15 protein-coding genes are annotated in these 14,114 nt (G+C 61.2%); 12 read left to right on the forward strand and 3 right to left on the reverse strand.

From position 1 onward, the window contains the following. Positions 1 to 37: 37 nt before the first annotated feature. Together HTS88_RS08885 and HTS88_RS08890 are read right to left on the reverse strand one after the other, a co-directional pair. Positions 38 to 1,861, reverse strand: a complete 1,824-nt coding sequence (locus tag HTS88_RS08885; RefSeq protein WP_174177474.1) for a MarR family transcriptional regulator — start codon at positions 1,859 to 1,861, stop codon at positions 38 to 40. Between the two features lie 234 nt (positions 1,862 to 2,095). Further along, positions 2,096 to 2,326 carry a hypothetical protein gene (locus HTS88_RS08890; protein ID WP_066281513.1) on the reverse strand — a complete coding sequence of 77 codons (231 nt, stop codon included), beginning with the start codon at positions 2,324 to 2,326 and terminating at the stop codon, positions 2,096 to 2,098. Positions 2,327 to 2,763: 437 nt separating this feature from the next. On the opposite strand from HTS88_RS08890, the gene HTS88_RS08895 reads away from it, so the two are divergent. The 4 genes from HTS88_RS08895 to HTS88_RS22155 are packed head-to-tail and all read left to right on the forward strand — an operon-like array spanning position 2,764 to position 5,879. After that, entirely contained in the window at positions 2,764 to 3,267 is a 504-nt protein-coding gene (locus HTS88_RS08895) for a hypothetical protein (RefSeq protein ID WP_174177476.1), read from the forward strand. Next, entirely contained in the window at positions 3,267 to 4,256 is a 990-nt protein-coding gene (locus HTS88_RS08900) for a hypothetical protein (RefSeq protein ID WP_174177478.1), read from the forward strand. Before HTS88_RS08895 ends, HTS88_RS08900 begins: the two co-directional genes overlap by 1 nt. Then, positions 4,253 to 5,434 (forward strand): alpha/beta hydrolase family protein, encoded by a 1,182-nt coding sequence (locus HTS88_RS08905; protein ID WP_246256120.1) that lies wholly within the window; start codon positions 4,253 to 4,255, stop codon positions 5,432 to 5,434. Before HTS88_RS08900 ends, HTS88_RS08905 begins: the two co-directional genes overlap by 4 nt. Next, positions 5,421 to 5,879 (forward strand): hypothetical protein, encoded by a 459-nt coding sequence (locus HTS88_RS22155; RefSeq protein WP_246256101.1) that lies wholly within the window; start codon positions 5,421 to 5,423, stop codon positions 5,877 to 5,879. Before HTS88_RS08905 ends, HTS88_RS22155 begins: the two co-directional genes overlap by 14 nt. Positions 5,880 to 5,943: 64 nt before the next feature. On the opposite strand, the gene HTS88_RS22485 is transcribed toward HTS88_RS22155, so the two are convergent. After that, positions 5,944 to 6,258 (reverse strand): ArsR/SmtB family transcription factor, encoded by a 315-nt coding sequence (locus HTS88_RS22485; protein ID WP_082874624.1) that lies wholly within the window; start codon positions 6,256 to 6,258, stop codon positions 5,944 to 5,946. A 374-nt stretch (positions 6,259 to 6,632) separates the two neighbouring features. Here HTS88_RS22485 and HTS88_RS08920 point away from each other — a divergent pair, with 374 nt between their 5' ends. The 8 genes from HTS88_RS08920 to HTS88_RS08955 all read left to right on the forward strand — a co-directional run bounded on the left by HTS88_RS08920 (position 6,633) and on the right by HTS88_RS08955 (position 14,070). Beyond that, on the forward strand, positions 6,633 to 7,565 hold the full coding sequence (locus HTS88_RS08920; protein WP_425515555.1) for a CHAP domain-containing protein: 933 nt from the start codon (positions 6,633 to 6,635) through the stop codon (positions 7,563 to 7,565). Beyond that, the gene (locus HTS88_RS08925) at positions 7,562 to 8,074 is read left to right on the forward strand and encodes a hypothetical protein (RefSeq protein ID WP_174177485.1); all 513 of its coding nucleotides are present in this window, start codon (positions 7,562 to 7,564) and stop codon (positions 8,072 to 8,074) included. The genes HTS88_RS08920 and HTS88_RS08925 overlap by 4 nt, the downstream gene beginning before the upstream one ends. Before the next feature lie 41 nt (positions 8,075 to 8,115). Next, positions 8,116 to 9,588 carry a chromosome partitioning protein ParA gene (locus HTS88_RS08930; RefSeq protein ID WP_174177487.1) on the forward strand — a complete coding sequence of 491 codons (1,473 nt, stop codon included), beginning with the start codon at positions 8,116 to 8,118 and terminating at the stop codon, positions 9,586 to 9,588. Positions 9,589 to 9,623: 35 nt separating this feature from the next. Then, positions 9,624 to 10,232, forward strand: a complete 609-nt coding sequence (locus HTS88_RS08935; protein WP_174177489.1) for a DUF6668 family protein — start codon at positions 9,624 to 9,626, stop codon at positions 10,230 to 10,232. 11 nt (positions 10,233 to 10,243) lie between these two features. Then, entirely contained in the window at positions 10,244 to 10,513 is a 270-nt protein-coding gene (locus tag HTS88_RS08940; protein WP_139031086.1) for a hypothetical protein, read from the forward strand. 27 nt (positions 10,514 to 10,540) lie between these two features. Further along, the gene (locus tag HTS88_RS08945; RefSeq protein WP_174177491.1) at positions 10,541 to 11,293 is read left to right on the forward strand and encodes a DUF8175 domain-containg protein; all 753 of its coding nucleotides are present in this window, start codon (positions 10,541 to 10,543) and stop codon (positions 11,291 to 11,293) included. A gap of 61 nt (positions 11,294 to 11,354) precedes the next feature. Further along, the gene (locus HTS88_RS08950; protein WP_174177493.1) at positions 11,355 to 12,575 is read left to right on the forward strand and encodes a TrbL/VirB6 family protein; all 1,221 of its coding nucleotides are present in this window, start codon (positions 11,355 to 11,357) and stop codon (positions 12,573 to 12,575) included. Continuing rightward, positions 12,562 to 14,070: an SCO6880 family protein gene (locus HTS88_RS08955; RefSeq protein WP_174177495.1), complete on the forward strand. Its 1,509-nt coding sequence runs from the start codon at positions 12,562 to 12,564 to the stop codon at positions 14,068 to 14,070. The genes HTS88_RS08950 and HTS88_RS08955 overlap by 14 nt, the downstream gene beginning before the upstream one ends. Positions 14,071 to 14,114: the final 44 nt, after the last annotated feature.

Raw genomic sequence — 14,114 nt, forward strand, 5'->3', positions numbered from 1 at the left:
CATGCATGAAAGCATGACTTTCCCTTTGCCCTATTGGTCAGGCCGATTGTCTGAAGGCCATGTCGGACAGTGACCACTCATCGGGCGGTCCCTCGAACATTTCCCACGGGTAGTCCTCACCGGGGGAGAGGAGCTCGACGACGGTGGTGACGTTCTTGGCCAGCCACTCCCGCCAGATGATCCGGTCTGTCCGGTACCTCTGCACCTGCGCCGCCACTCCCTCCAGGACTCCGAACTGTTCAGCGAGCTGACTCAATGACGTCGTGGTGACGACCGACCAGGCCCTGCCAACGTCGCGGGCGACCAGGTTCCACGCCGTAAGAACTTCTAGGGCCTCGTGCACCGCGGACCTAGAAAGGCGCGTGGCACGGACAATTTCCAATGTCGGCATGGCGGGGGAGTGCTCCAGGGCCTCGTAGACGAACGCTGCCGGCAGCCCCAGCTCCCGGAACACCGGGCGCAGGGCGTGGACCTTTCCCTTCCGCCACGTCGCATCTTCGGCGGCAATCTTCAGCTCTTCGGGCACGGTCAGCATGTACAGATCACCCTTGGTTCCACGAGCTTCTTCCACCAGCGCGACCAGGGGATCCTTCTCGGCACGCAGCTCCCTCAGGTGGAGACCGACAGTGGTGTGGTCAAGGCCGGTGGCCACGGCGATGGACCGGACGCCGAATTCTACGAACCGTGAAGCTGTCATGTGAGCTGCCTCCCCCAGTGCCCGTAGCACCATTCGGCGTGCCATTCCCGTCCTGGATTCCTGATACCTCGCCTCCCTGATCCTGAGTGCACTACGCCAGGTCCGGATGAACCGATGCTCTGCATCGGTATTTAAATTTGAGGGTGATCTCTTTACCCCTGCCGCCTGTGTAGGGGGCTGGCTTGTGGGGGATCTGCGGACATTGTTATTCGGAGCGTTTTTGGCCTTGTTTTTGCTGAGGTAGCTAAGGGCGCTCATCCAGTCACGGCGTAGGGACGGGAGCCGGTGACGGGCTGCGTACCGGGCGTAGAAGGAAGCGAGTCCGGGCCAGGTTCCCTGGAGCATACGGCGTTCAACATCGACCAGCTCGAGGCCCGCTGCCGCCGCGGACACGATGACGGCCTGGCGTGCGTCGGAGTCCGAGGCGTACTGATTGGTGTCGTACAGTCCGGTCTGGGCGAGCACCTGCATTGCCCGGGACATGCGTCCGACGGGCTGGTCGATGACCGGTGCGTTCGCGGCCGCGGGGGTGAAGGTTTCTTCCTGCCGGAGGGCCCGGACAGCCTTGATTTCTGCGGCTATGTCCTTAGTCATGGCGGTCCAGACGGCGGCGCTGTTGGGCCGGCGTGCTATGTCGTAGGCCATGGAAAGGCTCATTGCCAGCTGCTGGTGGCCGCCCCGCTTGTGCGGTGAGCCAGGGGTTCGCATACAGCCGTGGAGCAGGTTTTGGTGCGGGGTCTTGTCCAGGGTCCGGTACCGTGTGCCCAGCGCCTCGACAAGGTCACGCGCTTCGGAGAAGGTGACCCGCTGCGCCAGCGGGATGTAGACATGGCGGCCACCGTTGGGGGAGTAGTCCTCAATCCATCGCGCCCCGACCGAGTGCAGCCAGGTCTGGACGGCCCGGACATCGGCCTGGACCCAGTCCACTCCGGCTACAGATGAGTCGAAGTCGAGGAAGATCGCGGCACAGGTGCCGTCTTTGCCGAAGATCCGAACAGCGGCGGGAAAAGACGGGAGTGTCTCGGTGAGGTTCCGTTCATATCTCTGCGGATAGGTTTTTCCGGAGTCCTTGGAAAGCCGGACCCTGGGCTGACCCGCGAGAACAGGAGCAAGGGCTGCCCACGCTTCGGCTGGCGAGTATGACGAGGAGAGGTTGCGCGACACGCCAGACTCAGATATGGCTGGCGACGCACATGGGTGTCCATGTACGATGAGAACAATCCTTTCGGGGAGAGTTGCTGACAGGCAATGAAAAGGACCGATCTTGGCGGATCGGTTTTGTTACACAAATGAAGCCCTGTAAAGGACTTCCAAACGATTCGCGGACTGTTCGCCGGCAAGCATCCCAGTTCGTGAATCAGAAGCTTCGAAGGCCCGCCTCGTGCGGGCCTTCAACTTTTAAGAGGCTAAGCGGCCGAGTGGCAGCTCGTCCTGCTGGTGGATTGCGTGAAGCCTGGTGTTGGCAAGGCGCTCCTCAACCACGTCAGACAGCCAGTCGCTGACGTACTGGTACCCCTCCGCTTTTGCAATTTCCTCCATCGCATCGGCCTTAGGAGTAGCGATGCGGAAACCGACGAATTTGCGATCGCCTTTGGAGCGCCTGCCCGTACGAGTAGTTGGAGCCATCATCCCTGTCCTTTGAACTACGGCAGCCGGGGCTGCCTTTACTTCAATAGAGTGGTCGAGCCAAGTACTCAGCGGCCCTAAAGGAGTGAAATGCTGGACCTTCCAGCTCCTCTGAAACTGAAACTACCACCGACGACTTCCGCCCTCCAGCATTGAAACAGAAACAGCCTCGGCGTGTTGAATCGGAAACAGCCTCATATTTCAGCCTGCTGCAAGCGGTCCGAGCGCATCATCATGAGCTGGCCGACAAAGGCTCGATGCCGGTGCGCCGCGCATACGTGGCATTGTTGTTTCCCTTCCGTTCGTGACAAGCGACTGTCGTGCCCTCTTGGTAAGGTAGGCCCGATTTGCCTTGGTCTTTGTTTGGCCATTCCAGCAAAACACGTCTGAAACATGTTTCAGACTAGCCTAGTCGATACAACCATGTGAAGGAACTTGTAGTGACGCAAGCTCTGCGTTCCTTGTCAATAACTAAGTCTGAGCAAGCGTTCCGTGATGCCTCCAAGGCTTTCGAGAGCCTAAATCTTTCGTCTGGTCTTACGCTTAAGCAGACCGTAAGTGCCGTCGAAGAAATCCGTGGCCGTCGGATTCGTATCAAGGCAACCGACAGATTGCTTGGCACCGCCATCTGCGGTCTCTGGGTTCCTGGAAGGAGACAGGAATGGGTGTTTCATCCTCCGACTCCTTGGGAGTTGCAGCGGCAGCAATTCATCCTTCATGAGCTCGCCCACATGGTCTTGGGGCATGATGCGAATTCCGCAGCCCGCGTGTTGCTAATAGAAGGTCTGCAAAGCTTGTCACCCGAGCTTGTACGTCGAGCGCTCATGCGAACAGAATTCCGCACAGTGGAGGAGGCCACGGCCGAGTATCTGGCGGATTTGATGGCAGAAGCGCTCAGGGGAACTCCAAGAGAGCCAGGAGCTTTCGAGGAGGTCTTCGGATAGTGCAAATCTTCACGGCAGCGCTGATGATCGCCCTCAGCGTGGTTGTCGTAGTGACCCGGCGGCCCGGAAAGGACACAAGCATCCTCTGGGCGTCGGTCCTCATCTCGATCTCCCTGCTCTTCAACGTCGATTGCGTTTATGTGGTCGTTGATCAGCTCTTGTATGGACGGAACTATGCCGACCTCGGTGCAAATCTCCTGCTCTTGGTTGGTGTCTACTTCCTTGCAAGAGCCATCCACAGGGCTGCCCGTCCCCTTCCTGTACTGGGACATTCCAAGTCGCCCCGTGTGCTAGGTAAGTTCGGCGTAATGGTAGCCGCGTCCGCTGCGGCTGCTTTTTTCACCCTGATCGATGCCCCCATCACTTCCACAGCCTTCATGATGCAGTACGGGGCTCAGCCTGCCGCTGCCCTATATTCGGCGGTCCAATACGTATACATCGGTGCAGTGATGGCCGCGGCAGGTTGGACCTGCCTACGCTTCCGCAAGTCTTGGAGCACTGGCAATTACAAGACGGCGTTCGCGCTGGTAGGTATGGGTTGCTTGTCAGCTGTCCTACTAGTGGTCAACGTACTAGCGCTTGACACTCTGCATGTCTTGGGCGAGCTGCAGGCGATGGCCACGCTCAGTGGGCTGTATGGGGTACTTAACGCAACAACTTTTACTCTGCTCTGCACCGGACTGGCCCTCCCGCCAGCACGGCGCAAAATTCTCTCCATATACGAGGCCTCACGGATTAATTCCATGCTCGCTGAATTAGACCCAGTCTGGAAGGTGGCCATCGCCGGAAATTCCGGGGTGACACTAGATTTCGCGGTCGTACCCGAACGTCCGCACCGACGCCGACGGGAGCTGCACCGCATGATTGTGGAGATCCAAGATTCTCTTGTCCGGGATCCCGGATCGAGGAAACGGATCGGTAGCGACGGACTTGACAAGCTGGCTAAGGCAACCCGATACCTCGAGCGGCAATCGTGGCGCTCGAGATGACTGCTGCTATCGCCAAATTAGTGGTTGGTGCAACGTGCGCCACACTGACGACGCTTGCATGGGCGGCACGGGAGGCCGTTTGTCCCACCCACAGACACCGCTATGACATCATTCCCCTAGCGATAAATGACGATGAAATCGAGCTTCGGGCCACCAAGCGCACGCTTGCACCAGGGACCTTTGGACTAAAAATCGCTGGGCAAGATGACCCAGCTGTTCTAGGACCCGTGCTTGGTACGACAAACGGGGCGGTTCGGCGTCGACTTCTTTATCGGCCCATAGCATTGTCATTGCAGTCGCGTTGCAGGTGGAGCGGCATCGTAGCCGTCACACCGTCTTCCTCTTTCGTTGAAACTGAGGTGCCCACCGGACTAGGTCCGGCTCCTGCATGGATCGTCGATAAGGGAAACGACCTGTGGGCAATTCACGTACACGGCCAGGGGAGTGACCGTCGACAGACACTTCGAGGCGTGGAAAGCGCAAGTGCTCTCGGTCTAACCTCACTGATCGTTTCCTACCGCAACGATGGTGAGGGGCCGAGATCGCGGGATGGCCGCTCTCACTTGGGCGAGTCTGAGTGGCACGACCTTGAAGACGCGCTCAAGGTCGTTAAAGAACGGGGAGGAAACAGCTGCATCATATTCGGCTGGTCCCTTGGGGCGACCATTGCTCTCAATGCTCTCCACCGTTCAGAGCTGGCAAATATGATCAAAGGTGTCGTGATGGTGTCTCCGGTACTGAACTGGGAGGCGGCCTTCCGTGCGAACGCCCACCACCAAGGCTGGCCCCGGTTCCTCGGTTCCGTGATTACCTCATTAATTTCCTCAACTCAGTTGTGCCGGCTGGCTGGCCTCCACCAGCCACTGGACATCAGGAGAGCGGACGCGAACAGATTCGGCCGCAGGCCTGACGTTCCAGTGTTGATACTGCACAGCAAAAACGACTGGTCCGTCCCCATCGAAGATTCTGTCCGCTTCGCCGCGGCCCACAAAGAACAAATAAAACTGGTCGAATTCGAGTGCTCAGGCCACACACAGGAGTGGAATGCAGACCCGGTAGGGTGGGATTTGGCAGTTCGTTGTTGGTTTGGAAAATTTTTCCAGCCGGACCGGGCTGAGGCTCAAGCTGCAACGTCAGCTGGTGAACTTTCGGATGGGGTAGGAAATGGCTGGCAGTGAGACCGCCCGGGATCGGCTGGCAAAGGCGGAGACTCTTGCTCGCAAGGTGAATCTTCTGCTTGACGTAGTAGTGGCCGAAGGTGGCAAGCCGTATGAATTCTCGGACATACAGGCCGGCGTCCGCCAGCACGGATACGAATTGTCCAGGACGCGGTGGTGGCGCATCCGGTCTGGTGAATCGCTGGAGGTTGTTCCCACGGAGGCGCTGGTTGCACTCGCCAAGTTTTTCGAGATTGACCCGGTATACCTAACAGATGAAACCGGTGAACTTCCAGAACGCATTGAACGGGAGCTTCAGCTTCTGAAGAAGATGCGACGAAACCAGCTGAAGAATATCGCGGCTCGAACTCTTGGCGACATTGACGTCAAGACCCTGGACGCCATCAACGCTCTTCTCGATGAAGTCGATGCCCTTGAAAGAATTGATCCGGAACACCCTGAATAACGTTCGAAACATGTTTCGTCCCTGTTAGGGTGGTGACATGGCTGTCAAGAGCAAGGCGTCGGGATCAGCGTCCCTCGATATAGTCAAAGTATGCGCGCGCCAAGTTTCGGACCCTGGCTGGTCGCACAGCATAGGTGACATCCCGGCCTTGGCGTACACCGCGCGGAGGATCAGTTTCGATCAACCCATCATCTTCAAGAGCGTCCAGATGCCGGTTCAGGCTCGGTCTGCCTATGTCCAGCTCAGCCTGGAGTTGCCCGATCGTCGAGGGACCCACAATAGCCAATTGCCTCAAGACTTTCGCTTGAGCCCTGTTGCCCATGAATCTAACTGCGGCTTCGACATCTGGAGGAAGATTCGGACGGATCAGTCGGGGCATGCGTCCATACTGCCCGACTTTTCATTAAATCATCACGGGTATGCATGCCGTACTCTATTGCTAAATAAAAGAGTGCGTTCCGCGGCACTCTTTATGTGGAGTCGCCAAGGCAGCTGCCCGCAGCGTCTTTGCCTCATCTCCGATGTCACTCGTGCTTGCACCACCGACCTGGCGACGAAAACGGACGCCACGGACCTCTTGTTAGTCGGACCACACGGGGGTCTGGGCTGATGCGGGGCAGGTCATTTGCTCTGGTTACGCTCATCGCCACCCCGATACTGTTTTTTGGCCTGATACTCAGCATGCTCGTGCTGCTCACCCCTTTGAAATCTACCGCGGCGACCTGTGGCCCGGCCGTTTCTGCCGTCATCGATGTGAACTTCAAAGTCCATGGCTACACCGGGGAGCAGTTGAAGAACGCAGCAGCGATCATGCGGGCCGGTAAGGCCCTGGACCTGTCGTTGAGGGGACAGATGATCAGCGTCATGGTTTCCCTGGGGGAGTCGGGCCTGCGGGTCCTGGATTACGGCGACGAGCCGGGCCCGGACTCGCGCGGGTTGTTCCAGCAGCGCGACAACGGCGCGTGGGGCTCCTACGCAGACCGCATGGACCCGGCCATCAGCGCCACGAACTTCATCAAAGCCCTCCAGAAGAGCGAGGGCTGGGAGTTGCTGGAGCCGACCATCGCCGGGAACAAGGTCCAGCGCAACGCCGACCCGTACCACTACGAGAAGTACTGGCCCGGGGCGGTCAAGCTCGTCCAGGCACTCTCGGACGGGGAGTACTCCCTGGAAGGCAGCGACTGCGCCATCCCGGGGAAATCAGGTGCCGGGGATGATTACCCGTGGAAAGACTCTCCGACCTGGATGCAGGTCGGGGCAGGAGCAGCCGCATCCCCGCTGGGCATGTTCTACCGCGAGTGTGTGGATTTTGCCCTGTGGCGGGTGAACCAGCAGATGGGGTCCACCGGTGAGCCGTTCAAGTTCCTGAACGGCAACTTCCGTCAGGACGGGCAGGGGCTTGGCTCGGCCCTGACGTGGAAGGCCGGCTGGGACGCCAAAGGCTGGCCCACCGGTTCGATACCGCGGGTCGGGGCTGTCGTCTGGTACGCGCCCGGGGCAGGGGGAGCGGACCCGACCTACGGTCACGTCGCTGTGGTCAAGGAAGTCAAGGACGACGGGACCTACGTCGAAGAGGGCTACAACGGCAACCCGCCCCCGGATGACCACAACTACTACACCCGGACCGTCAGCAACGGTGTCCCCTCCGCCTTCTTGTACCTGCCTACCCAAGAGGAGAAAAAGTGAAGAAGCCCCTGGCCCTGATCGCAGTAGCCCTGCTCTGCGCCGCGTGCGCACCGGCAGCGAACACCAGACCTGCCCCGGCTGGACCCACGATCGCAACGCCTTCCGCGCCGGTTTCGTTGAGCGCCAGCAGCGGACCGCAGGCTCCCGGAGGCACAGTCCCTGCCACGATCGGCATTACCTGGGACCAGGCCAGCACGGACGCGGCCGTAGAGGTCGCTGAAAAGGCCATGACGGACTTTGCCCGCCCTGGTGTGGAGGAAAAGCAGTGGGCCAATGATCTTGCCCGATGGCTGACGCCACAGGCGACTGCCGATTACTCGGCTGTGGACCCGGCCAACATTCCCGCCAGTCGCGTCACCGGCCCGGCCACGCTAAACGTCGATGAAGCCAACGGATACGGGGTCATGGCCACCGTTCCGACCAACGCCGGGACCTACACTGTGCAGCTGCTGCGCACGGGCCAGGACGCCCCGTGGAAGGTCAACCGTTTCACGCCACCCTCGTCCTAAGCGTCGGAACTCCCCATCTCACACACGTAAGGAAGAAGCCCATGAGCACCACATCAACCGAGGTCCTGGCCTTTCCAAACATCAGGGCCATCGTCCGTGACAACGGAACCGCTGAAATCGTTGTCGCCGGTAACTCCCGCATCGTCCCTGCCGGGGAGTCCCTGCAGGATCTTCGCAACAACGCCCTGGTTCTGGTTGTGGGCGAGGCACAGACGCTGAACCGTCCTGTCAGGGTCCGGATCGAGGATCCCGAAGGGCACGGTGAACTGATCGTGCACCCGGACGGTCAAATTGAGTCCGTCTCCTACGAGGCAAGCCCCGTCCGACGCCGCGCCGACGCACCGGGAACCGCGCCTGAGACGGTGGCTCCTGCCGTCATTGATACCGTCCCGGCTCTTGCATTTGAGCCTGTGTTCGCCCCGGCAGAACCTACGGCTGCCGCCGTCGCCGCGGTGGACCGCCAGCCGTGGCCGCCGAATCCCGTCGCATCAGAGTCGACGCCAGCACCGGTCACGTCGAAGCCGGAAACGGCGGTGGTCATGGAGGAAGCACCGGCGACCCGGCGCAGCTTGAAGGAAACCTCATTCCTGGTCAGCGCCCCGGTCCTGGAACCGGCCACACAGGGTTGGCGGGGTGCGCTCACTCGCCTTGGCTTCCGGATGGACCCGTCCGCGGAAGAACTGTCCGAGCGGGAGGATGTCCGCACGGTCAGCCAGCACTGGCCAGGTCCGCGGACCATTGCCGTGGTCAACCGTAAGGGCGGTGCGAACAAGACGCCCACTGTGGTCATGCTCTCGGCCATTCTCGCCCGCTACAGCGGGGCCGCGACCGTCGCGTGGGACAACAACGAGTCCCAAGGCACACTGGGGTGGCGGACGGAAAAGGGCGCACATGACCGGAGTGTCCTGGATCTGATTGATTCCTCGACCGAACTGCTCTCCCCGGCAACGAACGCTGCCGAGATTGCCAAGTTCGTCCACCACCAGACTGCAGACAAGTTCGATGTCCTGCGTTCGGATGAGAACGAGGAAGGCGACCACGAAGTCACGGCTGAGGAAGTCGACATCGCCCATCAGGTCCTCACCCGCTATTACCGGCTGGTGGTCATGGACTCGGGCAACACCGCTCGGGCGGCGAACTGGCGCAGGATGATTCACCACACGAACCAGCTTGTCGTACCTGTGACGGCCATTGAGGACCGCGCCGAAGCCGCCCGGCTGACGCTGCAGACCCTCGAATCCCGTGGTGGCCACGATGCCGAGCTGGCCCGTAACGCCGTCGTGATCGTCTCTGAATCCACTGACGCAAAGCGCGCCATGTCAGGGGATGCGTTGAAGCGGGCCAAGGACGAGGCCCAGCGGATTGCGGACGGCTTTGAGCCGTTTGTCCGGGCCGTCGTGAGGATTCCCTACGATCCGGCGCTGGTCAACGGACCCATCCGCTATGAAGCCCTTCAGCCCGCCACGCAGCGGGCATGGCTGGCGGCCGCGGCCGCCGTAGCCAAGGGCTTCTAAACCCACCCATCAACGGACTTTCGAAAGGAGGAACTATGCGACAGTCCCTGAATCCCTGGATCACCAGCCCCGCCACCGAGACTGCGGAAGAGGAAACACCAGATGTGTATTCGCCGCCGGCGGCAGTTATCAGTGCGCCTCTGAAGGGAATGGTTGAACCCGACGCAGCGGACCGCCTGGCCTGCCGCACCATGACCGGTTCCGCCGCGTTATGGATCATCGGCGCTCACGGGGGAGCAGGCGAAAGCAGAATCGCCGACCTCCTAGGTGCACGCGCCACCGATCACTGCTGGCCTGTCCTCCAAGGCGGAAGCAAGCCACGCGTGCTGCTGGTCTGCCGCGCAGACATGCGCGGCCTCACGGCCGCCAGAAGCGCACTGACCCAGTGGGTGTCAGGTGCCACACCGAAAGTCGACCTGCTCGGCCTTGCAATCATGGCGGACGCCCCAGGTAAGACCCCTAAAGCGCTGCGTGACTTCACTTCGATCGTCGGCGGAGGAGCACCCCGGCTCTGGACCCTGCCCTGGGTTGAAGCCTGGCGAATCGGAGACACCACAACGACGGCGTCCCGCGAATTCCAGCGCTTCATTACTGACATAGCCACCTTGGCTACCGACACCACCACATCAAACATCGCTCACTGAAAGGTCTCACCATGAACGACTTCTCCGCACTTGCAACCAGCGTTATCCCCAACCCCACTCCGACCATCCCTGCAGAGGCAGACGGGCTGCTCCTGGTCCTGAACTGGGCCTCCGGTATCGGCCTGGTCCTCGGCGTTCTCGGCGTGATCATCGTCGGCATCGGCATGGTCATCCAGCTCCAACGAGGCGAAGGCGCACAAGCCATCGGCAAGCTCGGCTGGGTCCTCCTGGGCTGCATCATCATCACCGGTGCCGCCGGCATCGTCCGTGCCTTCGTCTAAGCCAGCACCAAGAACGGGAGGTTCACCATGAGCCAGTCAACAGAGAGCACCACCGAAAGCAATCCGTTCACCAAGCCCGGTTTCATCATCGCTGCCGCGCTGGTGGTCGCGCTGATCGCAGCAACCATCGTGATCTTCCTTCTCCCCAAAGGACAAGGCGACACGCAGCCCGCCCCTGCGCCTGTGGAGTCCAGCAGTTCAGCCAGCCCCAGCGCTTCAGCTGAGGGTGGCAGCAGCGTTTGTGGACTTCCTTCGTCGTCGGAGACGGCGTTAGGCTCGGCGCCGGACACGAATTGGGAGCTTGTTGGCAAGATGGCTACGCCTACCGAGCCGGACACCTTCGGTCCAGGAACCACAGACGAAGATGGGTTCCGTTCGTGCTTTTCCCAAACGCCAACAGGAGCCCTCTACGCCGCTGCCAATTTGCTTGCGATGGGCTCATCAGGGGACCGTACCATCAATCAGAAACTGACGGATAGGCTTTTGCTTCCCGGGCCGGGCAGGGATATCGCCAAAGCAGAATCGCAGGCCATGCCGGCAACGGCGGCGCCAAGTTCAACCGTTCAATTTCGCGGCTTTGTCCTCAAGAGCTACTCAGGTTCAGCAGCCAATGTGGACATTGCCTTTCAGACCGACACAGGGGTGTTGGGACACACGGTACTTCCCCTGGAGTGGGTAGATGGTGACTGGAAGCTGGCAATTGCTGACTCAGGTCGACTGGTTAACGACATAACCCAAATCCGGGACCTCAGTGGCTTTATTCCTTGGTCGGGAGCCTGACGTGGCGGAAAAATGCCAAATGCTCGACGCCGGATGTGAGTTGAAAAACTGGGCTTCAGGCTTGGCTGATGACGCCTTGGGCAACATGGCTAAAGCCATCATGGAGGGCATGAGTCAGATGGTGACGACTCTGTCTACCTTCTGGGTCTCCATGCCTACGGTGAACCTGATCAGCGAGGACAGGACTGGGCCGAGTTCCGTGGTGTCGATAATCAACGGCGAGTTGATGACTTGGACGCTGACGCTGGCGGTCCTCGCCGTCATCATCGGCGGCATCCGGATGATCTGGGAACAGCGCGGTGCTCCGCTAAAGGACCTGCTCCGCTCGCTGCTCACCCTCACCCTGGTGTCCGGCCTTGGCCTGGGAGTCATCTCTATTTTGGTCATTGCCGCAGATACTTTTTCGGCCGCCATCATTGAGCGTTCCACGGACGGGAAGGGCTTTGCTCAGTCGATGAGCGTGCTTGTCATGACTGGGCAGACGGAGGTTGGGGTATTCATTCTCATCGTCCTGGGTTTGATCGGATTGATTGCGTCACTGGTTCAGATTGTGCTGATGGTGGTCCGGAGCGGCATGCTCGTGATCCTGGCCGGCATCCTGCCAACGACCGCCGCGTTCACGAACACGGAGATGGGCCGGCAGTGGTTTCAGAAAGCCGTGGGTTGGACGATCGCGTTCATTCTCTACAAGCCGGCAGCGGCCATCGTGTACTCGGTCGCGTTCGTTCTCATGGGCACCGGTGAGGGGCGCGACGCGCTGGTTAAGTCCATCACGGGCTTCACGTTGATGATCGTTGCCTTGTTCGCGCTTCCGGCGTTGATGCGCTTCGTCACGCCGATGGTCGGAGCCGTTGCCTCGGGCAGCGGAGCAGCCGCAGGAGCAGCAGTTGGTGCCATGGCCACCGGTGCCGTGTCCCTGGGCCGTAGCGGCAGCGGACGAGGCAATGCCGCGCCAACCCCTGCAACCACAAGCACTACGGCCAGCGCCCAGAGCACTTCCGCCGGCGCTTCGCCGAAGGGCAGTGACGGAGCGTCTGGTCCTCGGAGCGGGGGAGGTCAGCCCACCCCCGGTGTTACGGGTCCGGGCGGAGCCGCTGGCGCTGCAACCGCAGGCAAAGCAGGCTCCGCAGGAGCCGTGGCAGGGGCAAGCGGCGGGGCAGCAGCAGCTGGGCCGGCTGGCATGGCTCTAGCCGCCGGGGCCCAGGTGGCGTCCAAGACGTCGCAGGCAATCGAAAAGACCGCGCAGGATTCAACGGGGGAGGGCCCCAGTGGCAGCAATTAACACCGAATACAAGGAACCGTCCTACGGCAACTGGCGCCTACCGCGCTCCGCCGGCCTGGGCAACCTCGGCGCCATTGGCACCGGAATTGTCATGGCCGGACTGTTGATGGGCATCACCACCTTCGCTATCTGGGGCCTGTTCCCGGGCCTCGCTGTCCTCGCCGTTGCCGGGGCCAGCGCCTTGTTGCTCACGGTCAAGGACAAGCACGGCCAGTCCGTTGTAGACCGCTTCGGCACCCGCATGACGTTCCGGCTCTCCAAGTCTTCCGGGACAAACCTCTACCGTTCCGGCCCTTTGGGTGTGACCGAATGGGGCATGTACCAGCTGCCCGGTCTGGCCGCGAAGTCGACCCTGTACGAGTTCGCCGACTCTTACAAGCGCCCGTTCGCCATGCTGCACGTACCGGCCACCAGCCACTTCACCGTGGTCTTCTCCACCGAGCCCGATGGAGCCTCTCTGGTGGATCCTGAGCAGGTCGATGCATGGGTCGCTAACTGGGGCGGTTGGCTCGCCGGTCTAGCCGATGAAGCCGGGCTGGACGCCGCGGCGGTGACGGTGGAGACCGCGCCCGATTCCGGGTACCGGCTCCGGCACGAGGTCGAGATGAACATTGACCCGAACGCACCGGAATTTGCCCAGGCCATTCTGCGCGAGGTCGTTGATACCTACCCGGAGGGATCGGCCACGGTCCGTGCCTGGGTGTCCCTGACTTTCAACGCCTCCCTGCGGTCCGGGTCAAAGAAGCGCACTCCCGAAGATGTTGCACGGGACCTCGCCTCCCGGATCCCCGGCCTGTCAGCCCGCCTGCAGTCCACCGGAGCAGGTATCGCCCGGCCGATGTCGGCGCAGGAACTCTGCGAGGTCGTCCGCATCGCCTACGACCCCCCTGCAGCGCTGATCATTGATGAAGCCCACGCCGCCGGTTCCCCCGTGGCCCTGACCTGGGGTGAAGTCGGCCCCACCGCCACGCAGGCGAATTGGGATGACTACCGCCACGATTCCGCGTTCTCTGTCTCTTGGACCATGACCGGTGCGCCCCGGGGTTCGGTGAACTCCTCGGTCCTTTCCCGGCTGCTGGCCCCGCACGGTGACATTGACCGCAAACGCGTCTCCCTGCTCTACCGTCCAATGGATTCCGCGAAAGCCGCCACTGTGGTCGAGCGCGACCAGAACAATGCCAACGTCCGCATCACTTCCGGAACCCGGCCCAGCGCCCGTGCCCTGGTCGATGCCCGCTCCGCTGTGCAGACTGCCCAGGAAGAAGCCCGAGGCGCCGGCCTGGTGAACTTCGGCATGGTCGTCACCGCCACAGTGACCGACAGGGAACGGCTGCCTGATGCGGTGGCCGCCATCGAACAGACCTCCGGCACCGCCCGAGTGCTGTTGCGCCGCGCCTACGGCGCGCAGGACACCGCCTTCGCGGCATCCCTGCCTTTGGGACTCGTTCTGCCCAAGCACAGCATGGTCCCTTCCGAAATCAAGGACGCGCTCTAATGGCCCTCAAAGACCTTTTGACGTCAATGACAGCAATGCCAGCA

The sequence above is a fragment of the Pseudarthrobacter oxydans genome, from assembly GCF_013314975.1.
In the GTDB taxonomy this organism is placed as follows: Bacteria; Actinomycetota; Actinomycetes; order Actinomycetales; family Micrococcaceae; genus Arthrobacter; species Arthrobacter oxydans.

Coding starts and splice junctions, on each gene's coding strand:
- HTS88_RS08935 (WP_174177489.1), top strand. CDS start 9,624: ATGCGACAGTCCCTGAATCCCTGGATCACCAGCCCCGCCACCGAGACT.
- HTS88_RS08890 (WP_066281513.1), bottom strand. CDS start 2,326: ATGATGGCTCCAACTACTCGTACGGGCAGGCGCTCCAAAGGCGATCGC.
- HTS88_RS08905 (WP_246256120.1), top strand. CDS start 4,253: ATGACTGCTGCTATCGCCAAATTAGTGGTTGGTGCAACGTGCGCCACA.
- HTS88_RS08945 (WP_174177491.1), top strand. CDS start 10,541: ATGAGCCAGTCAACAGAGAGCACCACCGAAAGCAATCCGTTCACCAAG.
- HTS88_RS22485 (WP_082874624.1), bottom strand. CDS start 6,258: ATGCCCCGACTGATCCGTCCGAATCTTCCTCCAGATGTCGAAGCCGCA.
- HTS88_RS22155 (WP_246256101.1), top strand. CDS start 5,421: ATGGCTGGCAGTGAGACCGCCCGGGATCGGCTGGCAAAGGCGGAGACT.
- HTS88_RS08940 (WP_139031086.1), top strand. CDS start 10,244: ATGAACGACTTCTCCGCACTTGCAACCAGCGTTATCCCCAACCCCACT.
- HTS88_RS08930 (WP_174177487.1), top strand. CDS start 8,116: ATGAGCACCACATCAACCGAGGTCCTGGCCTTTCCAAACATCAGGGCC.